At 38.8% G+C, this 23,105-nt stretch carries 22 protein-coding genes; 4 read left to right on the top strand and 18 right to left on the bottom strand.

All coding sequences use genetic code 11. The features are described from left to right. Positions 1 to 17: 17 nt before the first annotated feature. From BLQ05_RS05760 to pelF, 3 genes are read right to left on the bottom strand one after another with little or no spacing between them, the layout of a single operon-like run. Positions 18 to 827 (bottom strand): endo alpha-1,4 polygalactosaminidase, encoded by an 810-nt coding sequence (locus BLQ05_RS05760; RefSeq protein ID WP_035654599.1) that lies wholly within the window; start codon positions 825 to 827, stop codon positions 18 to 20. Beyond that, positions 814 to 2,430 (bottom strand): hypothetical protein, encoded by a 1,617-nt coding sequence (locus BLQ05_RS05755; RefSeq protein WP_023576756.1) that lies wholly within the window; start codon positions 2,428 to 2,430, stop codon positions 814 to 816. The genes BLQ05_RS05760 and BLQ05_RS05755 overlap by 14 nt, the downstream gene beginning before the upstream one ends. 15 nt (positions 2,431 to 2,445) lie before the next feature. Beyond that, entirely contained in the window at positions 2,446 to 3,999 is a 1,554-nt protein-coding gene (gene pelF, locus BLQ05_RS05750; protein ID WP_023576755.1) for a GT4 family glycosyltransferase PelF, read from the bottom strand. 367 nt (positions 4,000 to 4,366) lie between these two features. On the opposite strand from pelF, the gene BLQ05_RS05745 reads away from it, so the two are divergent. The 3 genes from BLQ05_RS05745 to BLQ05_RS05735 all read left to right on the top strand — a co-directional run bounded on the left by BLQ05_RS05745 (position 4,367) and on the right by BLQ05_RS05735 (position 6,442). Continuing rightward, positions 4,367 to 4,735, top strand: coding sequence for a hypothetical protein (locus tag BLQ05_RS05745; RefSeq protein ID WP_023576754.1), 369 nt, complete (start codon positions 4,367 to 4,369; stop codon positions 4,733 to 4,735). Positions 4,736 to 4,917: 182 nt separating this feature from the next. Beyond that, entirely contained in the window at positions 4,918 to 5,193 is a 276-nt protein-coding gene (locus tag BLQ05_RS05740; protein ID WP_023576753.1) for a DUF3817 domain-containing protein, read from the top strand. 10 nt (positions 5,194 to 5,203) lie between these two features. Then, on the top strand, positions 5,204 to 6,442 hold the full coding sequence (locus BLQ05_RS05735; protein ID WP_023576752.1) for a mechanosensitive ion channel family protein: 1,239 nt from the start codon (positions 5,204 to 5,206) through the stop codon (positions 6,440 to 6,442). Here the strand turns inward: BLQ05_RS05735 and BLQ05_RS05730 are convergent, their stop codons facing one another. Together BLQ05_RS05730 and BLQ05_RS05725 are read right to left on the bottom strand one after the other, a co-directional pair. Continuing rightward, the gene (locus tag BLQ05_RS05730; protein ID WP_023576751.1) at positions 6,443 to 6,811 is read right to left on the bottom strand and encodes an acyl-CoA thioesterase; all 369 of its coding nucleotides are present in this window, start codon (positions 6,809 to 6,811) and stop codon (positions 6,443 to 6,445) included. Further along, entirely contained in the window at positions 6,808 to 7,224 is a 417-nt protein-coding gene (locus BLQ05_RS05725; RefSeq protein ID WP_023576750.1) for an NUDIX domain-containing protein, read from the bottom strand. The genes BLQ05_RS05730 and BLQ05_RS05725 overlap by 4 nt, the downstream gene beginning before the upstream one ends. An 89-nt stretch (positions 7,225 to 7,313) precedes the next feature. Between BLQ05_RS05725 and BLQ05_RS05720 the strand changes: the two genes are divergently transcribed. Next, positions 7,314 to 7,709 (top strand): hypothetical protein, encoded by a 396-nt coding sequence (locus BLQ05_RS05720; protein ID WP_023576749.1) that lies wholly within the window; start codon positions 7,314 to 7,316, stop codon positions 7,707 to 7,709. A 64-nt stretch (positions 7,710 to 7,773) separates the two neighbouring features. Here BLQ05_RS05720 and BLQ05_RS05715 read toward each other — a convergent pair whose 3' ends face one another. From BLQ05_RS05715 to BLQ05_RS05655, 13 genes are all read right to left on the bottom strand, one after another. Further along, on the bottom strand, positions 7,774 to 8,439 hold the full coding sequence (locus tag BLQ05_RS05715; protein WP_023576748.1) for a DUF2461 domain-containing protein: 666 nt from the start codon (positions 8,437 to 8,439) through the stop codon (positions 7,774 to 7,776). A gap of 43 nt (positions 8,440 to 8,482) precedes the next feature. After that, positions 8,483 to 9,082, bottom strand: a complete 600-nt coding sequence (gene hisIE, locus BLQ05_RS05710) for a bifunctional phosphoribosyl-AMP cyclohydrolase/phosphoribosyl-ATP diphosphatase HisIE (protein ID WP_023576747.1) — start codon at positions 9,080 to 9,082, stop codon at positions 8,483 to 8,485. Positions 9,083 to 9,087: 5 nt separating this feature from the next. Beyond that, complete coding sequence (gene hisF, locus BLQ05_RS05705; RefSeq protein ID WP_023576746.1) at positions 9,088 to 9,843, bottom strand: imidazole glycerol phosphate synthase subunit HisF; 756 nt, start codon at positions 9,841 to 9,843, stop codon at positions 9,088 to 9,090. Between the two features lie 2 nt (positions 9,844 to 9,845). Next, the gene (gene hisA / locus BLQ05_RS05700; protein ID WP_023576745.1) at positions 9,846 to 10,571 is read right to left on the bottom strand and encodes a 1-(5-phosphoribosyl)-5-[(5-phosphoribosylamino)methylideneamino]imidazole-4-carboxamide isomerase; all 726 of its coding nucleotides are present in this window, start codon (positions 10,569 to 10,571) and stop codon (positions 9,846 to 9,848) included. 179 nt (positions 10,572 to 10,750) lie between these two features. After that, positions 10,751 to 11,332, bottom strand: a complete 582-nt coding sequence (gene hisH, locus BLQ05_RS05695) for an imidazole glycerol phosphate synthase subunit HisH (RefSeq protein WP_023576744.1) — start codon at positions 11,330 to 11,332, stop codon at positions 10,751 to 10,753. 1 nt (position 11,333) lies between these two features. After that, a complete protein-coding gene (gene hisB / locus BLQ05_RS05690) occupies positions 11,334 to 12,473 on the bottom strand; it encodes a bifunctional histidinol-phosphatase/imidazoleglycerol-phosphate dehydratase HisB (protein ID WP_035654598.1) in 1,140 nt (379 codons plus the stop codon). Then, complete coding sequence (gene hisC / locus BLQ05_RS05685) at positions 12,473 to 13,516, bottom strand: histidinol-phosphate transaminase (protein WP_035654597.1); 1,044 nt, start codon at positions 13,514 to 13,516, stop codon at positions 12,473 to 12,475. The genes hisB and hisC overlap by 1 nt, the downstream gene beginning before the upstream one ends. Further along, complete coding sequence (hisD, locus tag BLQ05_RS05680; RefSeq protein ID WP_023576741.1) at positions 13,513 to 14,799, bottom strand: histidinol dehydrogenase; 1,287 nt, start codon at positions 14,797 to 14,799, stop codon at positions 13,513 to 13,515. The genes hisC and hisD overlap by 4 nt, the downstream gene beginning before the upstream one ends. 49 nt (positions 14,800 to 14,848) lie before the next feature. Then, entirely contained in the window at positions 14,849 to 15,706 is an 858-nt protein-coding gene (hisG, locus tag BLQ05_RS05675) for an ATP phosphoribosyltransferase (protein ID WP_023576739.1), read from the bottom strand. Between the two features lie 240 nt (positions 15,707 to 15,946). Beyond that, positions 15,947 to 16,450: a DUF2231 domain-containing protein gene (locus tag BLQ05_RS05670; protein WP_023576738.1), complete on the bottom strand. Its 504-nt coding sequence runs from the start codon at positions 16,448 to 16,450 to the stop codon at positions 15,947 to 15,949. Between the two features lie 46 nt (positions 16,451 to 16,496). Next, positions 16,497 to 17,615, bottom strand: coding sequence for a VIT1/CCC1 transporter family protein (locus tag BLQ05_RS05665; RefSeq protein WP_023576737.1), 1,119 nt, complete (start codon positions 17,613 to 17,615; stop codon positions 16,497 to 16,499). 8 nt (positions 17,616 to 17,623) lie between these two features. Continuing rightward, positions 17,624 to 18,742 carry an efflux RND transporter periplasmic adaptor subunit gene (locus BLQ05_RS05660; RefSeq protein ID WP_023576736.1) on the bottom strand — a complete coding sequence of 373 codons (1,119 nt, stop codon included), beginning with the start codon at positions 18,740 to 18,742 and terminating at the stop codon, positions 17,624 to 17,626. A gap of 10 nt (positions 18,743 to 18,752) precedes the next feature. Further along, the gene (locus BLQ05_RS05655; protein ID WP_035654596.1) at positions 18,753 to 23,090 is read right to left on the bottom strand and encodes a CusA/CzcA family heavy metal efflux RND transporter; all 4,338 of its coding nucleotides are present in this window, start codon (positions 23,088 to 23,090) and stop codon (positions 18,753 to 18,755) included. Positions 23,091 to 23,105 lie beyond the last annotated feature (15 nt).

Here is a 23,105-nt window from a genome sequence, read left to right as displayed (position 1 = left end):
AATTATCATGATCTGTTTTATTTTGCAAATTCAGGATACCCTTGAAGATCAATGGTTCCAATGAAATATAGAAAATTGGTTTTCCCTATTCGTGTAAGGATCTCGTTGTATAATTCAGCCGAATCGGCGTATTCCACCAGTATTATAGGAAATTTGTATTTTCGGCGTAACTGGTTCAGTTTTTTAATATAATCGTCGTATGCTTTCTCGTCTCTGAGTTTGTATTTATTGTCTGAAAAAGTATAGTCACTGGCTACTGATTCGACAACCATGCCGTCAACAAATTTATGGGTGTCGGCAACCAGTTCAATTCCGGCATTCTGAAGGATGAAGTGTTCCGGGTATTTTACTTTCAGTCTCTCAATGAAACCCACAATCTCCGACTTCTGATCTTTCTGAAAACCGAAAGTGGTAAAATTGTCAATGTTGTCAAGGAAAAGACCATCATATCCATCCGCTAGTATTCTGTCAATTTCCGAAAAAAGCACTTGAACTGTAGAATCCGATTTTAGATCCAAATAGTAGCTGTCCCAATTTTCATTTCTACCTAAAGTTATGTCTTTTAGTTTGTTATAATATTTTGATTGACTATTTACTTCACCTAAACTGATGTAGGCCAAAACTTTTCCGTTTAACTTTTTCACTTTCTTTATGTCGGACGCGTTAAAATGTTTCGATTCCAGAATGACATAATCAAACCCCCGTATCTCAAGAGGATTCAGTTTTCCGTAACAAAAAAAGACATTCGGTTTATGGTCGATATTCGCCAAAACTTCAAATCCCAACAACGAAGGAAGTACGCAAAAGAATAGTTTAATATGCTGCATAATAGTAATAGTCTAGATTTTTGAAAAATTCCATATTTGCTTTCAATGTCAGAAGCATGAAAACCAAAGCTCCCAGAAAAAGCCCTACAACACTGTATTCATAAGAAACAAACCGGCTCATGAAAAAACCAGCGGCAATATTAACAAGACAGGCAACGATAATAGCTCTTAGCGGTTTTACCGGTTGTCCTAAAGTGAACAGGTAAAGCGTGTTGAGCATTCCCCATGCCAGAAAAAAATAACCCATGCCGCCAATCATACAAACCCTTAGACTGACTTCTTCAAACACTTCTTTAAATTGCGCCTGATATCCCCAGGAAGAAGTGATGATGAAATAGATGAATACGAAAATCAGCAGTGCCGACAGGAAAAGAATCCCGATATGTTGCCAGTACATTTTATAAAGTCCGCCGTTGTATTTTTCGGGAAAACTGTAAGACGTGTTCTTCTGACCAATATCAATGAACTTTGAAAAGGCTGCCAGACTGTATTCGAGAACTCCGGAAAGCAGTAAAAACACCAAAATGGCCATGTCCATGCCCAGTTCGTAATTTTTTTCGAAATAGACCATATAGGGAATTGTTCCGCTGGTGTCGGCTGACCAGGCTAAAATCCTATCGGTAAAAATGAATATGTAGATTAAAAAACCGTAAAAAAAATAATGGTAGTTCTGATACAGCATTACCGTGGTTTTCACTTCCATATTACAGTCAATTTGTCGTTTATCTATTTTATTTTTGAAAAAATAGTACAAGTACGCCTTTGATGAAATTATGGCAATCGTTATTCCAATCCAATGCGTTAAGTAAATGGAGATATCGGTATATTTTTTAAGTAAGATGGCAATTGCAGTGGCTAAAAAAATGGCTATTGAAATAAACCAACGTTGTTTTATGGTATGAAGCGGTGCTATCATTAAGAGAAGCATTCCTACCAGAAAAGCATATGTGAACATCACAAAAAGGAATTTCATCGGATAAACATGAAAGAAAAAATTAGCCGAAAAAATAAAAATTAAGACGAGAAAAATGAGTTTAGCTCCCATCACAACCAAATAATCAATGGTTTTTCGGGTCATGGTGTAATCCTCGTAATTCCAATAGAATGAAGCCTGACGCCCTATCACCTGAACAAAACCGCCTGTGGAAATCAACCCTACAATAACACCCAAAACGACTGCGGTAGATTGCATGTGATTAAAGCCAACGTAGGTCCATAACGAATACCCGAAAAAAATAATGGCCAGAATCTGAACAAAAACAGGCAATAAATGTAAAATTCCCAAAGGATAGTATTTGGCAAATATTTTCGCTTTAATAATTAAATAATCAGACGCTTGGAATGTCTTGGTTTCTTTCGAATTTTCAAGCTCGACTTCTTTTTTATTCTTAATGGAAATATAATCGGGAGCGGTAATTATGGTATTGAAAACCATATCCGCTAAGGCTCTTATGGAAGGTGCTCCAAAATCAGGCATCGTGTCTTTGTCACGAATTCCGAGTGATTCGATAGTGGCCGCTACCACGCGATTGCTCACGGGTTTGCCAATCTTATCCCGGATTGTGTTTATAAGATTTTCTATATTTTGACTATGACTGTTCATAAGTTTAGAGATTAATTATGACGCTTCCATAGCTTTTCTTTCGGTTAAATGAATGTAAAGGGATTCAGATTCCGGCAATTCCTGTCGTGTCGGATTTCCAATCACTTTTTCATAGGCTTCCTCATATTCCCGGATGAACTTTCCGATGGTGAAATTTTCAGTTACTTTTCTACGGGCGTTTATGCCCATTCTTGCACGTAATTCGCTATTCTGTAAAAGTGTAATAACGCTGTTGCCTATTTCCTGATAATCTTTCGGTTTGCAAATGAACCCGCAATTTTCATCCAATGCTTCGGTAACCCCTCCCACATCGGTAGCGACAACCGGAATTCCGCAACTCATGGATTCAAGAACGGTATACGGAAACCCTTCTGAAATTGACGTCAGTATGGAAATATCCCCTTCACAAAACAGTTGATGCGGTTTGCTGTGGTAACCGGCCAATTTAAAATTGTCCTGTAATTCCAACTCCTTAATCAGATCTTCACATTCTTTGGTGTATTCGGGTACGGCATTGTTGTCGCCATACACCAAATACTGCACATTCGGGATTTGTTGTTTTACCACATGGCAGGATTTTATCATCGTAATGATGTCCTTTAAATCAAAAATTCGCGCTGCGGCAACAACGGTCGGAATTCCAACGAGTGCTTCGGGTTTGGGTGCGGGCACGAAAAGATTATGATCGATTCCGTTGTAAATCACTTCAATGATTTCCGGGTTGGCGCCATACATCTTTTCCCAAATCATATTGAATTTATTAACCGAAAGAATCAAATCGGCTTTGTAATACACCAATTCGGTAATGCTTTCCGAAAATTTAATCAGCATTTTTTTTAGGAAATAAGAGTATTCCGATGAATTGATGGCCAGCAATCGTTCTCGGATAAAAACCCCGTGTTCTGTGGCAATCATTGGCGTATTGTACTTGTATTTCAGTACCAGCGCAGGGATTACCGGAAATCCGGAAATGGTCAGATGCGAAATATCCGCTTTTGGAACATCAATGGATAACGGAATCAGGAACCGGTAAATCCAACGCATGCCAAAAGTCAGATCATTTAGCGTTGCTTCTTCTTTAGTATTTCGGCTTAATTCCACCACCAAACTGCAGAAAGTGCGCCAAACGGCCATACTTTGCATGGTTTTCTTATAATCGTGCAATTGGAAAAAACGCCACATTCTGAAGATGATGTCATCAAAATCCTCTGCCTTTCGGGTATCCGAATAGATGTTGGTAATCATTCGTCGGAAAATCGGAACAAACTCTTCGGTAATCGTTGCCTCGTTCAGTTGCTCTTTTTCTTCAACAATCGTATAAAAATGTTTGCCATAGTTTATCATTTCCTGCGGCTCAAGTGGCGACCATAAAGGGACTTGCAGTACGTCTTTGACATTACTGCTCAGTTCATATTTTGGTTTGCTTTCATATTGGGCATTAATGGAATATAGAATGAAGTTGGCATTCTTTATTTCGTTACAAAGCATGTGAGACCACGTTGAAACACCGCCACCGTTATAAGGATATGTTCCTTCAAGGATTAAAAGTACATCGTATTTCTTCTTCATCTCAAAAACCATTTTATAAATTGAAGCAATGGATAACGCTTCAACAAGAATTAATTATTTGGTTCCTGGGCAGTTTTTGAAATAAATACAGTTTGTGGTTGACTGTTTCTCAAGGCTTTAGAAGAGTCCTGATAAAACAAATTTACAGTAAATAATTTTCTTACTTAAGGTATTGAAAGTAAATTAGTTAAATCAGAAAAAAACACCGATGAAATGCAGATGTAATCTGATTTTAGACCAAATTATCGGACAGGATATACGAAAAGCAAAAATGTTGGAAATAAATGCGTGTTTTTTATTTCAAAAAAGAGAATAAAGTTTAATTTTGCAAACCAATTTCAAGTTCTTAACTAATCAACTTATTACCGTGGAAAATCCAACTGCACAAAAATTAATCAACAAAATCCAAATAGATTTATTCAAAAATGGGTTTAATGCTGACACTTTAATTACAGATTTGAAAAAATTAAGAGAGTATGCTCTTGAAGAACAAAATCCTGTATTGGTGAAGGCAATTCGTTTAACGTATGAGCACATTGAAGCAAACAATGCTTTTCTAATTGCAATTCCGGATGATGAGCCGATTGAAGGATTTGACGGAGCTTCAACGAATGTTACTGAAAACGCAACCAATATGGAAAGTCTTGAATATTTAATTTCACTTTTCGCGGATTTGAAAAACAAAAATAATTTTGCTGATTTGAAAGAATACAACAAAGCTTTTTTAGCTTTCTAAACAAGCAGTCAATTTTATTTTACACAATACTAAACTACGCTTCATGCGTAGTTTTTTTATAAGTTTTAGTTAAAAGTCGGGTGTATCATCAGTTTGTGTGCTACATTTGAACTGTTTTTTGATAAAAACACAATATTAAATCAGATTCAACGGCTATTACTTTAATTCTCAATCGATTATTTATGACACGTATTTTTAAAATTGTTGCGTTACTTGAAGGAATTTCACTTTTGGTATTGTTCGGTAACATGCTTTTCTTAAAACCCACCAATTTGGAATTATACAAAACCCTACTCTTCCCTGTCGGAATGGCGCACGGTTTATTGTTTATCGGGTATATCATTTTAGCGACGATGTTCAAAATGGAAGAAAACTGGTCATTTAAAAAATATTTCCAAGTTTGTATTGCTTCGGTAATTCCTTTCGGGACCTTTTATGTTGAGAAAAAAATATTGTAATTTGTAGCGTATGAAGATCTTCAATTGGGCATATAAAATTCTTAAATCTTGGGATTTTAACGATAATCTGGCTGAATACATTAACCTAGCCATTAATATCGTTGTCCTTATTGTTGTTGCTTATATTTTAGATTATATCTTCAAAAAGATTTTAATCATTCTGATGGCTATTGTGGCCGAAAGAACGAAATCGACCTTCGATGATTTTTTGGTGGCCAACAAAACCGCCAAATATGTAGCGCATCTTTTCACGCTTTTCTTTGTTTACGAAACGGTTCCGATTATTCTGAAAGAATTTGTGTATTGGGAAGGATTCTTTACCAAAGGGGTCAAGTTTTACATTATCGTGTTATCGCTTTGGATTATCCGAAGTGTTTTCCATTCCCTGAAAGATTATCTAAAAGGCCAGCCGAAATATAAGGACAAGCCCATCGACAGTTACATTCAGGTAATCATGATTACGCTTTGGGTTTATGGTATTGTCTATTTTATCCTGATTCTTTTTAATCTGAGGTTGGAACAGCTTTTGGCCACATTCGGAGCGATTTCCGCATTGATTATCTTAATCTTCCGCGATACGATTCTGGGATTTGTTGCCAGTATTCAGGTAACGGTAAACGATATGGTTCGTATTGGCGACTGGATTACCATGGAAAAATATGGTGCTGATGGTGATGTTGTTGAAATCAATCTGGCGACAGTAAAAGTTCAGAATTTTGACAATACGATTACCACGATTCCAACGTATTTCCTGATTTCCGACTCGTTTAAAAACTGGCGCGGTATGTTGGATTCCGACGGAAGACGATTAAAACGTTCGATTCTTTTGAAGTCCAGCAGTATTCGTTTCTTAAACGAAGAAGAAATTGAAAACCTGAAGAAAATTCAATTGTTGGCTCCGTATATTGATCACCGTCAGTCGGATATCGTTAAATTCAATACGGCCAATAATATTGACAAATCGATTTTAATTAACGGACGTAATCTTACCAATTTCGGTTTGTTCCGAAAATATATCGATCAGTATATTGCTAATCATCCGGGTATCAACAAAGATATGTTGTTTATGTGCCGACAATTACAGCCGACACAAAACGGAATGCCGTTAGAAATTTATGCTTTCGTGAAGGATAAAAGTCTGTTGCAATACGAACACATTATGGCCGATATTTTTGACCATATTTTAGCATCCGTTCGTTATTTTGATATGGAGATTAATGAAACCGGAGCTATTAAAATTGAGTATTAATTATTCTTCTACTGCTGTCATTCCGTGAATGGCCGGTTGTCCGAAGCTGTCTAAATTAACCATGGTAATGGCGTCAACAGTGATGATTATGGCTTTTGTCATTACGTTTCGTACTTCGCATCGCATGGTAATGGAGGTTTTTCCGAATTTGACGATGTCCAACCCGATTTCGATTATGTCCCCTTGTCGTGCCGAACTCATAAAGTTGATTTCCGACATGAACTTGGTTACGATTCTGTTATTTTTTAAAAGGATAATGGAATACAGTGCCGCCTCGTCATCAATCCACGATAACAGTTTTCCTCCGAATAAGGTTCCGTTGGCATTTAAATCTTCCGGTCTGACCCATTTTTTTGTCTGGTAATTCATAATTGAAACTTTTGTAAGGACAAAGTTACAATATCCAAATGATCAAATGCTAATTTTGGCAAATCTTTCACAGAAAACCAACCCGTTTCTTTAGCATCATCCGCGGCGATTGCTATAGTGTTTTCAGGTACTACTCCGAAATAAGCTACCGAAACCATATGTCCTCTGGGATCACGAAACGGTTTTCCGAAAGCGCCTATTTGTTCTAAATCAACCACTTTAATTTGGGTTTCTTCTTCCAGTTCACGGATAGCAGCCGTTTTTAAGTCTTCGTTTTCATCTACAAAACCGCCCGGCAAAGCCCAACAGTCTTTAAAAGGTTCGTTTTTCCGTTTGATTAAAAGCAATTCGTAATCATTTGATTTTCTAAGAATAACGGCATCAACCGTCACAAATATTTTGGAAGTTCGCATAGTATAGGTTTTCAACACTAAACTACTAATAACTTTTTTATTTTGATTGAATTATCGAATTTCTTATTTCGTAACTTTAAATAAAAACAATGGAAAATCGCGACACCTTCCTTATTGATTTGAGAGGCGAGCCTCTTGGAACGATTACCGCGCAGTCTTCTCCTGAAGAAATTTTTCAGAACAGAACCTTGCGTCCGATTTTGGTTTTACAGAACGAATTGTTTATTCATGTTTTTCTGAACTATGCCGTAAAGCAAAAGAATGCTTTTTTCGGAATGACGCCCGATAAAAAAATGGCGTACATCGAAAATGTCATTCAGCGGGATATTAAATTCAGAAATTCACTGAAAGGGATTATCATTGGACTTTTTACGGTTGAGGAATATCAGGAATACATTAAGAATTCCTCCAACATCAACAAACGGATGATGAACATGCTGATAGAACGTTTGAAAAGTCAGGTTATGATTTTAGAAATGGAATAATTTAACTCAGATTGCAAATACCACAAACGAAAAAAGCTGTCCGTTACGACAGCTTTTTTTATTATTAGTAAAGACTTTCTCCGTTTAAATTGGTTCCGAGCACTTCACTCATGTAGTCGAAAAACGGGCGCATAGCTTTAAAAGTAGCTAACACTTCCGACTTGAAATTCTCGCTTGTGACTTCCTTATCCGTAAAACTTCGGGAAATCAGGTATTGTTTTTTACGGATCAGATCGATGGCCGGATGGGTTTTGTCGAAACCTTTCGGAGCGGTTTTCAGCTCCTCGCCTTTCAGTTCACCGAAATATTTTTTGAAACTCGGATCGGCAATAATCGCGCGGATTTCTTCGTCGTCCATTTCAAATTCCTTGCGGATTCGGTTTAAATCTTCGGCATTGGGTTCCCAGAAACCACCACCTACAAAACTGCCACCTGGCTGAATGTGAAGGTAATACCCACCACGTAAATGAGGTTTTGTTCTGTCGAAACTGACACTGAAATTGATTTTATAAGGCGTTTTGTCTTTAGAAAACCGGATGTCACGATAAATACGATGAATCTGCATTTTTTCGATGCTGTCCTGTTTGCCAAATTCGTCGTTGACTTCCTGAAAAAACACTTTAACCGCTTTTTGATGGGTTTCAAATCGCTTTTTATTTTCGGTAAACCAATCTCGATTGTTGTTTTTCTCTAATTCGGAAAGGAAATGCAGTTCGGCCTTTGAAATCATTTTTTTTATTTTAAAAGTACACTATTTTGACTATTCCGGAAAATTATTTTTCACGCGATTGCAATACTTTTATGATATCATTTAGTTCAAATCCCTTTGCCTGCAATAGTATCAGGTAGTGAAAGAGTAAATCGGCACTTTCGTTTAGAAACAAATCGGCGTTTTGATCTTTGGCTTCTATAACCACTTCTACAGCTTCCTCGCCTACTTTTTGGGCAATTTTATTGATGCCTTTAGCAAATAAGGAAGCTACATAACTGGTTTCCGAATTCGCGTTTTCCTTACGTTCTTTAATGGTGTTTTCCAGTTTTGAAAGAAATCCAAATTGCTGATTGTTAGTTTCCTGCCAGCAAGTATCGGATCCGGTGTGACAAGTTGGTCCGATTGGTTTTACTTTGATTAAAAGCGTATCGTTATCGCAATCTGTTTTTAAAGAAACCAATTCCAAAAAGTTACCACTCTCCTCGCCTTTCGTCCACAAACGCTTTTTGGTTCTGCTGAAGAACGTTACTTTTTTTGTTTCCAATGTTTTGTTTAACGCTTCCTGATTCATGTAACCCAACATGAGTACGTTTTTGGTTTCGTTATCCTGAATAATGGCCGGAAGTAATCCGTCTGTATTTTTTGTGAAATCTATAGTCATGATAGTTATAATCTTATTGCTAAGTTGTTTAGTTTCAAAAACCGTTTTAATTCCGGAATTTCGATTTCCTGAAAGTGAAAAATGCTTGCTGCCAATGCCGCATCAGCTTTACCGTTTATAAAGGCATCAGCAACATGTTGCATTGTTCCCGCTCCTCCGCTGGCAATAATCGGAATGTTTACTGTTTCCGACAGTTTAGCTAAAGCTTCATTGGCAAACCCTTTTTTCGTTCCGTCATTGTTCATGGAAGTGAACAGAATTTCTCCAGCACCGCGTTGTTCGACTTCGTTGGCCCATTCAAAAACATCCCGTTCAGTTGCGGTTTTTCCGCCCATCAGATGCACTTTCCATTGTCCGTCGATTTCTTTGGCATCTATGGCAACTACGACGCACTGACTTCCGAATTCTTTTGCCAATTCTGTAATCAGCTTTGGATTTTTTACCGCGGAGGAGTTTATGGATATTTTATCGGCACCATTTTGAAGCAGCAGTTTCACATCTTCCACAGAGGAAATACCACCACCCACCGTAAACGGAATGTTTATCGCTTTTGCCACTTCGCGAACCAATGGAATCAAGGTTTTTCGACGTTCTTCCGTAGCGGAAATGTCCAGAAAAACCAGTTCGTCGGCACCGGTTTCGGTATATTTTTTAGCCAATTCCACCGGATCTCCGGCATCTTTTAAATCAACGAAATTCACACCTTTAACCGTTCTTCCGTTTTTGATGTCCAGACAGGGAATAATTCTTTTTGTTAGCATTTTTATTGGTTTAAGATGTAGTTTTCTAATTGTTTTAAGGAGATTCGTCCTTCGTAAATCGCTTTTCCGATTATGGTTCCCTCACAACCCAACTCGGCTAATCTTGGTAATTCATCAAAAGTTGAAATTCCTCCCGAAGCAATTAACTTGATACGGGGAATCGTTTCTGAAATTTCCTGATAGAGTTCGAAACTTGGTCCTTCCAACATGCCATCTTTTGCGATATCCGTACAGATAACGTATTCAATTCCTTTGTTTTGATAATTCTGAATAAAGGGAATCAGGTCTTCCGAACTTTCTTCCATCCAGCCGGAAACGGCAATTTTTCGGTTATTGGCATCCGCACCTAAGATTATTTTATCGGAACCGTATTTCACAATCCATTTCTGAAACAGTTCCGGATTTTTAACGGCAATACTTCCGCCGGTTATTTGGTTGGCACCGGATTCGAAAGCGATTCGTAAATCGGCATCGGATTTTAAACCGCCACCGAAGTCGATTTGCAAAGTGGTTTTGATTGCAATTTGTTCCAATACTTTATAATTTACAATCTGATTCGATTTTGCACCCTCTAAGTCGACTAAGTGTAAATATTGTATTCCGTGTGCTTCGAATTGTTTGGCTACTTCGAGTGGATTTTCGTTGTATATTTTTTGGGTGGCGTAATCGCCTTTGGATAAACGCACGCATTTTCCGTCGATGATGTCTATGGCAGGTATGATTCTCATTATATTTCAGATTGTTGATTTTTAATTAATTGTGATTGCAATTTGATGTCGCGTTAGGGATTACTTCACATATTATTATTTTCATCGGAGTTCAGTGAACTTCGTTTGAAGAGAAAATCCTTTTGTTTTTTCCTTTAAAAACAAAAGATTGCAACGTAAAGCCCGCCCAAACGCCCAAATTATAACGCTAAAAAATTTGATAAAATTTGTGCTCCGAATTTTCCGCTTTTCTCCGGGTGAAATTGTACCCCGTAGAAATTGTTTTTTTGCAGTGCGGAAGAATATTCGGTTTCATAATTTGTTGTTGCTATACTTTCCTCGCACTTTGGAACATAAAAACTGTGTACCAGATACATATATTCGTTTTCTTTTATGTTTGCGAACAAGGGCGAATTCAGGTCGTAAATCGTATTCCAACCCATTTGAGGCACTTTGACCGCATTGGAAAATCGGATTGCGTTGGCGTTAAATATGCCCAGACCTTCCGTGTTTCCTTCTTGCGTACTTTTACAAAGCAGTTGCATGCCGAGGCAAATGCCCAAAACCGGTTGTTTTAGAGTCGGAATTAACACATCCAGACCTTTTTCTTTCAGTTTTTTCATCGCGCTACCCGCCTCACCTACACCCGGAAACAGCACTTTGTCGGCGGACTTTATTTTACTCCAATCGTTAGTAACGGTGCCCGTAAAACCAAGGCGCTCCAAAGCAAATAAAACGCTCTGAATATTTCCTGAATCGTAATCTATAATGGCTATTTTCATGTTATAACATTCCTTTTGTGGATGGTAAAATCATTTTTTCGGCATCGCGTTTTACGGCGGCTTTTATGGCTTTCGCAAACGCTTTAAAAATGGCTTCGATTTTATGGTGTTCGTTGTTGCCTTCGGCTTTGATATTCAGATTGGCTTTTGCGCCGTCAGTAAAGGATTTGAAAAAGTGAAAGAACATTTCTGTGGGCATTTGACCAATCATTTCCCTTTTGAAATCGGCCTCCCAAACCAACCAGTTTCGGCCTCCGAAATCAATGGCTGCCTGCGCCAGACAATCGTCCATCGGCAAGCAGAAACCATAACGTTCAATACCCAGTTTGTTTCCCAAGGCTTTAGCGAAAACTTCTCCTAACGCAATTGCAGTATCTTCGATCGTGTGGTGTTCGTCGACATTCAAATCACCTTTGACCTGAATTTCCAAATCCATCTGACCGTGACGGGCGATTTGATCCAGCATGTGATCGAAAAATGCTAAACCGGTATTTATATTGCTTTTTCCCGTTCCGTCCAAATTTACAGTAATTGCGATATCGGTTTCATTTGTTTTTCGGATAACGCTTGCTGTTCGTTGTTGTAATTTCAGAAATTCGTAAATTTTCTTCCAGGATGTTGTTTTTAAGACGATTTGTTTCTCTAGTTCGGCTTTTTCAAATGAGATTTCATTGCTGCCTAATGCTTCGTGAGCTGTTATGAAAATAGCCTTGCTGCCTAGGTTTTTCGCCAACTCTACATCCGTTAAGCGATCTCCGATTACTATGGAATTTGTTAAATCATAATAGGAATTGTTTAGGTAGTTGGTCAGCATTCCCGTTTTGGGTTTGCGTGTTGGCGCGTTGTCTTCGGGGAAACTTCGGTCGATGAAAATCTCCTTGAATGTTATCCCTTCATTTTCAAATGCTTTCAGGATAAAACTTTGAGCGGGCCAAAACGTTTCTTCCGGAAAACTGGTTGTTCCCATTCCGTCCTGATTGGTTACCATTACCATTTCAAAATCCAGTTCTTTGGCAATTTTCGACAGGTATTGAAAAACTTCCGGATAAAACTCCAGTTTTGATAAACTATCCAATTGGTAATCGTCCGGTTCCTTAACCAGAGTTCCGTCACGGTCGATAAATAAAATTTTCTGAGCCATTATAGTGTTTTTAGTGTGTTGATTAGCAGTTCGTTTTCTTCCGGAGTACCGATGGAAATTCGCAGGCAATTGTTACAAAGTGCTTGGTTGCTTCTGTTGCGAACCACGATACCTTTTTCGAGTAATTGGTTGTAGCGTTTATCCGCATTATCCACTTTTATCAGAATAAAATTTGCATCCGAAGGATAAACTTTATCGATGAAATTAACTTCAAGTAATTGTTTAAGTAATCGACTTTTTTCTGCTTTTATTAAAGTTATTCTGTTTCCTGTTATTTCTCGGTCAGTTAGCACTTCCAACGCTTTTTGCTGCGAGAGATGGTTCAGATTGTAGGGCGGTTTGATTTTGTTTAAAACGGCTGTGATTTTTGGTGAAGCATACAGGATTCCCATTCGGATACCGGCCAGTCCATAGGCTTTGGAAAGCGTTTGGGTGATGACCAGATTCGGATAAGCATTCAATTCGGACAACCAGCTTTCGTTTTCGGAAAAATCGATATAAGCCTCATCCAAAACCACCAAACCATTGAAATTATGTATTAAAGTTACGACAGTTTCCTTGGAAAAGGAATTTGCTGTGGGATTGTTTGGTGAGCATAAAAACAACATTCTGGTGTTTGCATCGGCATTTTCTAAAATGAGTTCTGTATTGGGCTGAAAGTCGGCAGTTAAAAGTATTTCCCGATTTTCAACAGCATTCAGATTGGCCAAAACGCCGTACATTCCGTAGGTTGGCGGAAGCGTAATGACATTGTCGCGATTCGGCTCGCAAAAGGCACGGAATAACAGATCCAGTACTTCATCGCTTCCGTTGCCCAACAGAATCTGATTTGGGTTTACGGAATTTTGCTTTGCCAATAGTGCTTTTACCGCTTGTTGTTTCGGATCCGGATAACGGTTTACGCCATTTTCGAACGGACTCTCATTGGCATCCAGAAAGACCATTTTCCGGTCGAAATCCTTAAATTCATCGCGTGCTGAAGAATAGGCTTCCATTTTCACAACATTGTTTCGGATAATTGTATTAATATCGAATGCTTTCATTTTTCTAAAGATTTTAATCGTAATGTCACTGCATTTTTGTGCGCTTGTAAACCTTCGGCTTCGGCCATGATTTCTATGGTTTTTCCGATGTTCTGAATTCCGGTTTCGGTAATTTTTTGGAAGGTCATCGCTTTTAGGAAACTATCCAGATTTACACCGCTGTAATTTTTGGCATAACCGTTGGTTGGCAGCGTGTGATTGGTTCCTGAGGCGTAATCACCGGCACTTTCCGGAGTATACTTTCCGATGAAAACCGAGCCGGCATTCTGAATTCCGTTTAGATAGAAATCTTCATTTTCTGTTACAATTATTAAATGTTCCGGTGCATATTCGTTGATGAATGCTAAGGCAGTCGCTACATTTTCAATGTAAATCAGTTTTGAATTGGCTATGGCTTTTTCGGCTGTGGTTTTGCGTGGAAGAACCTTTAATTGCTTTTCGACCTCTTTTTCTACCTTTTCTATCATTTGTTTTGAGGTGGAAACCAAAATTACCTGACTGTCGGCTCCGTGTTCCGCCTGACTTAATAAATCAGAGGCCACAAAAGCCGCATTGGCCGAATCATCAGCAACCACTACTAACTCGGAAGGCCCTGCCGGCATATCGATGGCCACTCCAAATTGCGTTGCTACCTGTTTTGCCACGGTCACAAACTGATTTCCGGGTCCGAAAATTTTATACACTTTGGGTATGGTTTCGGTTCCGAACGTCATACCTGCAATGGCCTGAATACCGCCTACTTTCAGTATCTGAGTTACTCCACACAATTTGGCAGCATATAAAATTGCCGGGTTGATCTTCCCTTCCCTGTCCGGTGGAGAACACAATACGATTTCTTTGCAACCCGCTATTTGTGCAGGAACGGCTAACATCAAAACCGTTGAAAACAAAGGTGCTGTACCTCCCGGAATGTATAATCCTATTTTTTGGATCGGGCGTTTTTCCTGCCAACATGTAACACCTTCAGTGGTTTCGATTTCGATTCGTGCGGTTTTCTGTGCGCTGTGAAATGCTTCTATATTGGTTTTGGCTTGTTTAATAGCATCTTTCAATTCATTAGGAACTAATACTATAGCTTCTTTGAGTTCAACATCAGAAACCCTTATTTTAGACAATTCGATTCCGTCGAAAAAAGAAGTGTATTTTGTAACCGCAACATCTCCTTTTTGCTGTACTTCTTTGAAAATCTGAGTAACGGTTCCTTCAATATCCTTGTAATTTTTTGTTGGACGTTGCGTTAAAGCAGACCATTCGTTTTTGTTTGGATTTAGTATTTTTTTCATTTTTCTATTTCTATGTTCTCTTTTCGATTCTCTAATTTCTCAAACTCATTTACAATACCATTTTTTCTATCGGACAGACTAAAATTCCTTCTGCTCCGGCGGCTTTAAGTTGGTCGATGACTTCCCAAAACAGTTCTTCATTGATTACCGAATGTAAACTGCTCCAGCCTTTTTCTGCCAGAGGCATTACGGTCGGACTTTTTAAAACCGGAAGTATTGCACTGATTTCCGCAATCTTATCGTTGGGAACGTTCATCAAGATGTATTTCGATTTGCGAGCCTTCAGTACCGATTGAATCCGAAAGCGCAGTTTGTCCAGAACGGCTTGCTTTTCTTCCGATATTTTAGGAGAAACGGCAAGGACAGCTTCGCTTTTCAGAATCACTTCGACTTCTTTCAGATTGTTTTTGAAGAGTGTGCTTCCGGTGGAAACGATATCCACAATGGCATCCGACAACCCGATATTCGGAGCAATTTCTACCGAACCAGAGATTTCGTGTAATTCAATCGCAATGTTTCTGGAGTTGAAGTAGTTTAAAACGGTATTGGGATACGAAGTGGCGATACGTAATCCGCTTAAATCGTTTAACGTCTTGTATTCAAATGCTTTGGGAACAGCTACCGATACCCTGCATTTTGAAAAACCCAGACGCTCCGCAATTTCAATGTTAACCCCTTTTTCCACCAACAGATTATCACCTACTATGGCTATATCAGCCACACCATCAATCAGATACTGAGGAATATCAGTGTTGCGGAGGAACAGGATTTCCAAAGGAAAATTGGATGCGGCGGCTTTCAGTTGATCGTTTCCGTTTTCTACCGAAATTCCGCAGTCTTTGAGAATTTTCAGACTGTCTTCGTTAAGACGTCCTGATTTTTGAATTGCAATTTTTAATGTACTCATTGTTTTGGTTTGGAAAATGTCTGAGTACAACGAAAGGTGTGGAAATAAAAAACCCGTTTGATGTACTCAAACGGGTTTTAAAAATATATGATTTATACACATACCATTATAACTTCGCTTGAGCGGAGAAATAATGATGATGATGTAACTGGTTTAAAAACATACTTGTTGTAATTGATGTTGCAAATGTAAAGTCATTCTTTGGTAAAAAACAACTTTTTCTGAAACTTTATATTTTGTTTAATGTTCCTCGTCTGTTGCTTCAGTTCCGTTTTCTTGTGCTGAAACCCCATTAACGCTGGCATTTCCACGGATTTCGGTATGACGGATTTCGCCACCGGATGTGCCAACATTTTTTGATAAAACAGCTGTTCCGATTGCTAAAAGCAATGTGGCGTAAGCGAAAAACTTGGCTTTAGCATGATTTTTAACAGACATCAGTAACGATAATAAAGCTACTGCGCCGGTTAAATAAAGCAGAATTACGAACTTTTCAGCGATTTCCTCGTGTTCGTGAATGATTTCTTTACCTACATTTGGCAAATCTTCCACTAATTCCTCTGCTCCTTCTCCCGTGTTCATGGACAATAATCCGAAAATAGCAGCTATGGCAAATAAAACATAGGCCGTGTGTTGCATTGATTTGTTTTTCAGAAGTAATCCGACAATTAAAATTCCCAATCCGAAGATGGTTCCGAGAATTGGAAAGTGATTAACCAGCAAGTGTAAATGTGCGTCGTTCATAATAAAATGGTTTAAATGATATTTTGTTTAAATTTAGAATTCATTTTTATCCTGCAATCGAAACGCCAATCAGTGCTCCGATTCCATAGGTTACTGCTGCTGCTGCCAATCCGAATAATACTTGTCGGAATCCCGAAAATACAATACTTTTTCCTGTAAATAGAGTAATCGCTGAGCCAATTCCGAAAAGGCCGACGACAGCACTGGCAATACTCAGCAAAATAGCGTTTTTCCCATCAAGAAACATGAAAGGATATAATGGAATAATGGCACCTAAAGCGAATAATATAAAAGAAGTGATGGCTGCTTCCCAAGCCGATCCTTCCAATTCTTCCTTGTTGATGTTCAGCTCTTCGGTGATTAATGTTTCAATCGCCGATTCGTTGGTTTCAAAAGCTTTATTGGCTAATTTCAAGGCTTCTTCCGGATTCATTCCTTTGGCTTGGTATAACAGTGCCAATTCTTTTTTTTCTTCCTCCGGAGAAGCTTTCAATTCCTCAGTTTCAAGCGCAATTTGGTTTTCGTACAACTCTTTCGAACTCTGAACCGAAAGCCATTCGCCCAATGCCATCGAAATCGCACCGGCCAACAATCCTGCAGAACCGGTTAATAAAATAGTACTGTTGGAAACGGCTGCACCTGCAACGCCCATCACCAAACTCATGTTGGAAACCAGTCCGTCATTCGCGCCTAAAACAGCGGCACGCAAGGCATTTCCGCCTACCGATTTGTGTCTGCTTTCAAATTTCGACAACAATCCGCCGGAAACATTGAAAGCAGCATTCTGATTGACCGCTTCTATGATTTTCAGGTGATTGTGTTCGTAACCGGTCAGCTTCTCGCCTTTCTCAATCTTATTCTTGATTGTATTCACCGCAAATTGCTTTTCGATATTCGAAAGATTGCTGATAATCGAATTATAGCCGAATAGTTTACCCAATTTCAACTGAAATTTAGCTCTGGAAGAAGCAGAAGGCATAACCATGTTCGGATTGCTTTCTTTTAGTTTGGCAAGAATGTGAACCGCATGATTTTTTTCAATCTCCGATAAGCTCTGTAATACCTTTTTCAGATTGACATCCGTTTGCAAGTTGGCAATGCTGTCGTATAAAAACGCAGTGTCCACTTCGGTTTGCAGTTGTTCTTTTAGCTTGCTTGCTTCCATAATCGTTGTTAATTGGCTACATCAAAAACTCCTTTGGTTAGTAATTTTGAATTGGCGTTGATTTGTGCGTCAGGAACAATTTCAACAAACTGTTCTGATCGCTCACCAACAGTAACTCCCGTTTTTTTAAAGGAATAGGTGTTGTTTTTGTCACTTTGTAATAAAAGTACGAAATTTTTATTGTTTTCGGTAATTAAAGCTTGTGTCGGAATTGCTAAACCTTTTTTGGAATCTACAATGATGGATGCTTCAACAAACATTCCGGTTAAGAGTTTTTGTTTTACCGCATCGGATAAATGGCCGTGTACGTTAATGGTACGGTCTTTTCCTTCAATGGATTTTCCAACCAAATGAACTTTCGCATCGAAAACATCTTTTGTTGCTTCCGGAACGGTGAATTTTATAGTTTGTCCTTCTGTTATTTTAAGGATATCTTTCTCAAAAACAGCCAGTTCCAAATGCAGGTGATCGGTTTGAACGATTTCCAAAATTACATCGGACGGAGCAATAAACATTCCCGTATTCACATTCATGACCACAACGTTTCCTGAAATTGGAGCGTAAATAGTGATGGTGGATGTCAGTTTTCCTCGTTCTACATTAGCCGGACTGATGTTCAGTAAAAGTAATTTTTCACGTAAACTGTTGTAGTTTGCTTTGTTTTTTCGGTAATCGCTTTCGGCTTTCAAATAATTTTTCTGTGAAGCTATTTTTTCGTTGTAAAGCGTTTTTTGTCTTTCGTATTCCGATTTCAGGTAATTGATTTGCTCGGCAACTTCAAGATATTCTTTCTGGAGATCAATAAAATCCGTGTTTTCCAAAGCAACCAATGCTTGTCCTTTTGAAACTTTGTCTCCAACCAAAAGCGAAGTTGATTTAATGTAACCACCTAAAAAAGTGGTCACTTTGGCGCGATTTTGAGGCGGAACATCTATTTTCCCCGATGTTTTTACGGTTACGTCAAAATCCTGCTCTACAGGTGAGGCGATTTCCATAGCACCCGACTGAAACTGTTCTTTTGTAACCGAAATCAATCCGTTATTGGTGGTTTCAGGAACTTCTGTTTCGGTTTTTTTACACGAAAATATTACGGTAATGGCGATTATTGCTGCTAAATACTTTTTCATTGGTAATGAATTAAAAATTCAGATATTGGATATCCAATTGGGTTTTGTTGTATTGTAAAACGTTGTTTAGATAGTCGACTTGAATTGTCGTGGCACTGTCAAGGCTTAAGATGTATTGAAAGAAATCGATTTCTCCGTGTTTGTAACTCATATCGGCCACTTTTATGATTTCTTCGGATAATTTTTTGCCGTATTCGTTGTAATACGTTATGGCTTCGTTATGTTTTTCCAGTTCGCTTTTTTTCTGACTGATGTATTTGTCTATTTTCAGCGTCTCATTTTGTTTCTGTTGTTCCCAGCTTTGCAGTTCCAATTGCGCTACTTTCGCTTTGGCAATGTTTCCGGAAAACAGAATGGGTATTGCAACTCCTACCTGAAATCCATACAGCGATTGCGATAAACCACTGTTTTTACCTTGAAAATATTCCAGGTTTAAATCGGGTAACCAATTTTGCTTCTCTATTCTTTTTTTGTTTTCGTATATTTTTGTAATATTCTCAAAATAAGAATCATATAATGCTTTATTTGATTCGGTACTTAAATTTGAAATCGGCGTTATTGTATTGCTTTTTACAGCCAGATTTTCATCCGTTTGCAGTAACGATTGTAATAGTTCGTAATTCGATTGCTTTTGTTTTTCAATCTGCGAAAGCGTGGTTTTTATTTGTCGGAATTTAGCCTGTGCGGTGATTTTCTCCAAATAATTGGTTTCGCCCAATTCAAACCTTCTGTCGCTGGCTTTGGAAAAATTCTGATACAAACTGTCCAGATAACGGTATAATTTTTCCTGATGCTGAAGAAACACGATTTCATGATACACCTGACTTACATTATGCGCCAGCTTGTTTTTCTGGATTTCGAAGCTTGATAACTGCGTTTCATATTCCGATTTATGCAGTTTTTTTTGTGCTCCGTACACCGTTGGAAATGCAAAACTCTGCTGCACTCCGAAAACCTTTAGCGGAATATTGTTTACCGCCAGATTATTTTGATCGTAACTGTAATATACATTTGTTTTATCGAAAGAATAAGCGGTATTAATAGCGGCTTTTGATTTATCAACCTGCAATTGTGCGGCTTTTATTCCTTTGTTGTTGGCTATGGCTTTTGACAATAAACTGTCCAACTCCGTATTGTTGTTTTGTGAAAACGCGACTGACGAACTTAACAAAAGCACAATAACCGGAATGACGCCTTTATGTTTCTTTTTCAGTTTGGGTCTCTTTATTTCTTTGGAATCAAAAACTTTGTACAAAATCGGTAATACTATCATGGTCAGTAAAGTGGCGGTGAACAGACCTCCTATTACCACTGTAGCTAGCGGACGTTGTACCTCTGCTCCTGCCGATGCTGAAATTGCCATCGGTAAAAAACCCAATGCAGCAGCGGATGCGGTTAATAAAACTGGTCGTAATCTGTCGGTTGTACCTTTTAAAATAAGTGCATTCATATCTTCCATTCCCTGATGTTTCAATTCTTTAAAGTGTTCAATAAGTACGATTCCGTTCAACACGGCAATTCCGAAAAGGGCAATGAAACCAACCCCTGCGGAAATACTGAAGGGCAAATCCCGTATCCAAAGGAACAAAATACCTCCAACAGCGGAAAGCGGAATGGCCGAATAGACCAGCAAGGCTTCTTTTACGGAACCAAAGGCAAAATACAGCAAGATAAAAATCAGGATTAATGCTATGGGAACCGCAATCATCAGCCTTGCTTTAGCACTTTGAAGGTTTTCAAATTGTCCGCCATACGTAACATGATAACCCGATGGTATTTTGACTTTAGTTTCCACAATGCGTTGAATATCATCGACTACGCTTTGTAAATCGCGGTTTCTCACGTTAATTCCAACCACAATTCTTCTGCGGGTATTGTCTCTTGAAATTTTCGCAGGACCTTCGGTATACTCAATTTGTGCCAGTTCACTCAACGGAATCTGATCTCCGGCCGGCGTGGAAACATATACATTGCGCAAATCTTCAATATCCCTGCGGTTGGTTTTGTCCAATCGGATGACCATGTCGAAACGTTTTTCACCTTCGAATACATTACCGACCGTTTTTCCCGCAAAGCCTAACGCGATGATTTCATTTAAATCGGCAATGTTTAATCCGTAACGGGCAATTTTACTTCTGTCGTAACGAACGGCCATTTGCGGTAAGCCTTCTGTTTTTTCTATAATGATATCCGAAGCGCCTTCGACGTTTTTAATAGCTTTTTCCACTTCTTTGGCTTTTCGGGCCAACACTTCCAAGTCTTCTCCGAAAATTTTCACCGCAACATCCGAACGCGTACCCGAAATCAATTCGTTAAAACGCATTTCGATGGGTTGCGTAAATTCGATTTCCATATTTGGAATCTGTTTTTCGATGGCTTCTTTTATTTTATCGGCCAATTCATCTTTACTGTCGGCAGAAACCCATTCGGATTTTGGTTTCAGTTTAACGATAACATCGCTTTCCTCCATACTCATTGGGTCTGTCGGTACTTCGGCTGCTCCGATACGGCTAACGACCTGACTCACTTCCGGGAAATTTTTAAGGATAACGTTTTCAATTTTTGTTGTTGTAGCGATAGTTTTACTCAGTGAAGTACCTGTTTTTAAAACAGGTTGGATTACGAAATCGCCTTCGTCTAAGGTTGGAATGAATTCACCTCCCATCGTTGCGAACAAACCGATTGCCATCACTAACAAGCCGAACGCTCCGTAAAGTACTTTTTTGGTATTGTGTAAAGCCCATGTGATTACAGGCAAATACCAGGAATTTATATTATTGATTAAGCGGTTGGACAGGGAATTCGGATTTTCTTCTTTTGGTTTTAAAAATAAAGAGGAAACCACCGGAACATAAGTAAAACAAAGTAACATCGCTCCTACAAGCGCAAAACTGAAAGTCATTGCCATCGGTTTGAACATCTTGCCTTCCACTCCGGTTAAGGATAGAATCGGAATGAAAACAATCAGGATGATTAATTGGCCGAAAATTGCCGAATTCATCATTTTTGAAGCACTTTTAAGCGTAATCCGGTCGATTTCCGATTGTTGGTTCTCTCCGGAAAGCAGCTTCAATTCAGCCGATTTTTGGGTTATCTGAAAGGCTATGAATTCGACGATAATAACCGCTCCGTCAATAATGATTCCGAAGTCGATGGCACCTAAACTCATTAAATTCGCGTCAATTCCGAAAAGGTTCATGAACGAAATGGCAAACAACAAACAAAGCGGAATTACGGAGGCCACTACAAGTCCGGAGCGCCAGTTTCCAAGTAAAAGAACTACAACAAAAATTACGATAAGGCAGCCCAGAATAAGGTTTTCGGCTACGGTAAACGTTGTTTTTCCTACCAGTTCGCTTCGTTCTAAAAAGCCGTTGATGTAAACGCCTTCGGGAAGTGTTTTCTGAATTTCGGCCACACGGTTTTTTACGTCTTCAATAACTTGTTTTGAGTTGGCGCCTTTTAGCATCATAACCTGACCTAAAACCTTCTCGCCTTCTCCGTTAGCCGTTATTGCACCAAAACGATTCGCACTTCCGTAACGTACCTGAGCCACATTTTTTATGTAAACCGGAATGCCATTGTCGTTTTTGACCACAATATTTTCAATATCCTGAACGGAATTTACTTTTCCTTCTCCGCGGATAAAATAACTCTGGTTTTCTTTTTCTATATATGCACCTCCGGCAATACTGTTATTGTTCTCCAAAGCCCGGAAAACCTCTCCGACTTCAATATCCATCGCTTTTAAACTCGACGTGTTGATGGCAATTTCGTATTGTTTTAAGAAGCCGCCCCAAGTGTTGATTTCCACTACGCCGTTAATTCCGGAGAGCTGACGTTTTACTGCCCAGTCCTGAATAGTTCGCAAATCGGTTACCGAATATTGATTTTTATATTCGGGTTTTACATCGAGTATGTATTGATAAACTTCGCCAAGACCTGTGGTTATCGGACCCATTTCGGGAGTACCGAAACCTTGAGGGATTTTTTCGGAAGCGGTTTTAATTTTTTCGGCTATTAATTGTCGGGGAAGATAAGTTCCTATATTTTCATCAAATACGATGGTAACCACAGATAAACCAAATTTTGAAATGGAACGGATTTCTTTAACTCCGGGCAAATTGGCCATTTCCAATTCTACCGGATACGTGATATACTGTTCGATATCTTCAGTGGAAAGATTGCGTGACGTGGTAATTACCTGTACCTGATTGTTGGTTACATCCGGAACCGCACCGATGGAAATCTGGAAAACAGAAAACAATCCGAATCCAATTATTCCTATCGTAAAAAGAATGATTATGAATTTATTTCGAAGGCTGAATCCAATAATTTTATCCATCACTATATTTTTTAACAA

The organism is Flavobacterium saliperosum (assembly GCF_900100625.1).
Classification (GTDB): Bacteria; Bacteroidota; Bacteroidia; order Flavobacteriales; family Flavobacteriaceae; genus Flavobacterium; species Flavobacterium saliperosum.
The sequence above is the reverse complement of the archived record's forward strand: the minus strand, read 5'-3'. Positions and strand labels throughout refer to the sequence as shown.

Excerpts from the sequence above, each read along its gene's own strand:
- BLQ05_RS05760 (WP_035654599.1), bottom strand. The coding sequence starts at position 827 with ATGCAGCATATTAAACTATTCTTTTGCGTACTTCCTTCGTTGTTGGGA.
- BLQ05_RS05755 (WP_023576756.1), bottom strand. The coding sequence starts at position 2,430 with ATGAACAGTCATAGTCAAAATATAGAAAATCTTATAAACACAATCCGG.
- pelF (WP_023576755.1), bottom strand. The coding sequence starts at position 3,999 with ATGAAGAAGAAATACGATGTACTTTTAATCCTTGAAGGAACATATCCT.
- BLQ05_RS05740 (WP_023576753.1), top strand. The coding sequence starts at position 4,918 with ATGACACGTATTTTTAAAATTGTTGCGTTACTTGAAGGAATTTCACTT.
- BLQ05_RS05735 (WP_023576752.1), top strand. The coding sequence starts at position 5,204 with ATGAAGATCTTCAATTGGGCATATAAAATTCTTAAATCTTGGGATTTT.
- BLQ05_RS05730 (WP_023576751.1), bottom strand. The coding sequence starts at position 6,811 with ATGAATTACCAGACAAAAAAATGGGTCAGACCGGAAGATTTAAATGCC.
- BLQ05_RS05725 (WP_023576750.1), bottom strand. The coding sequence starts at position 7,224 with ATGCGAACTTCCAAAATATTTGTGACGGTTGATGCCGTTATTCTTAGA.
- BLQ05_RS05720 (WP_023576749.1), top strand. The coding sequence starts at position 7,314 with ATGGAAAATCGCGACACCTTCCTTATTGATTTGAGAGGCGAGCCTCTT.
- BLQ05_RS05715 (WP_023576748.1), bottom strand. The coding sequence starts at position 8,439 with ATGATTTCAAAGGCCGAACTGCATTTCCTTTCCGAATTAGAGAAAAAC.
- hisIE (WP_023576747.1), bottom strand. The coding sequence starts at position 9,082 with ATGACTATAGATTTCACAAAAAATACAGACGGATTACTTCCGGCCATT.
- hisF (WP_023576746.1), bottom strand. The coding sequence starts at position 9,843 with ATGCTAACAAAAAGAATTATTCCCTGTCTGGACATCAAAAACGGAAGA.
- hisA (WP_023576745.1), bottom strand. The coding sequence starts at position 10,571 with ATGAGAATCATACCTGCCATAGACATCATCGACGGAAAATGCGTGCGT.
- hisH (WP_023576744.1), bottom strand. The coding sequence starts at position 11,332 with ATGAAAATAGCCATTATAGATTACGATTCAGGAAATATTCAGAGCGTT.
- hisB (WP_035654598.1), bottom strand. The coding sequence starts at position 12,473 with ATGGCTCAGAAAATTTTATTTATCGACCGTGACGGAACTCTGGTTAAG.
- hisC (WP_035654597.1), bottom strand. The coding sequence starts at position 13,516 with ATGAAAGCATTCGATATTAATACAATTATCCGAAACAATGTTGTGAAA.
- hisD (WP_023576741.1), bottom strand. The coding sequence starts at position 14,799 with ATGAAAAAAATACTAAATCCAAACAAAAACGAATGGTCTGCTTTAACG.
- hisG (WP_023576739.1), bottom strand. The coding sequence starts at position 15,706 with ATGAGTACATTAAAAATTGCAATTCAAAAATCAGGACGTCTTAACGAA.
- BLQ05_RS05670 (WP_023576738.1), bottom strand. The coding sequence starts at position 16,450 with ATGAACGACGCACATTTACACTTGCTGGTTAATCACTTTCCAATTCTC.
- BLQ05_RS05665 (WP_023576737.1), bottom strand. The coding sequence starts at position 17,615 with ATGGAAGCAAGCAAGCTAAAAGAACAACTGCAAACCGAAGTGGACACT.
- BLQ05_RS05660 (WP_023576736.1), bottom strand. The coding sequence starts at position 18,742 with ATGAAAAAGTATTTAGCAGCAATAATCGCCATTACCGTAATATTTTCG.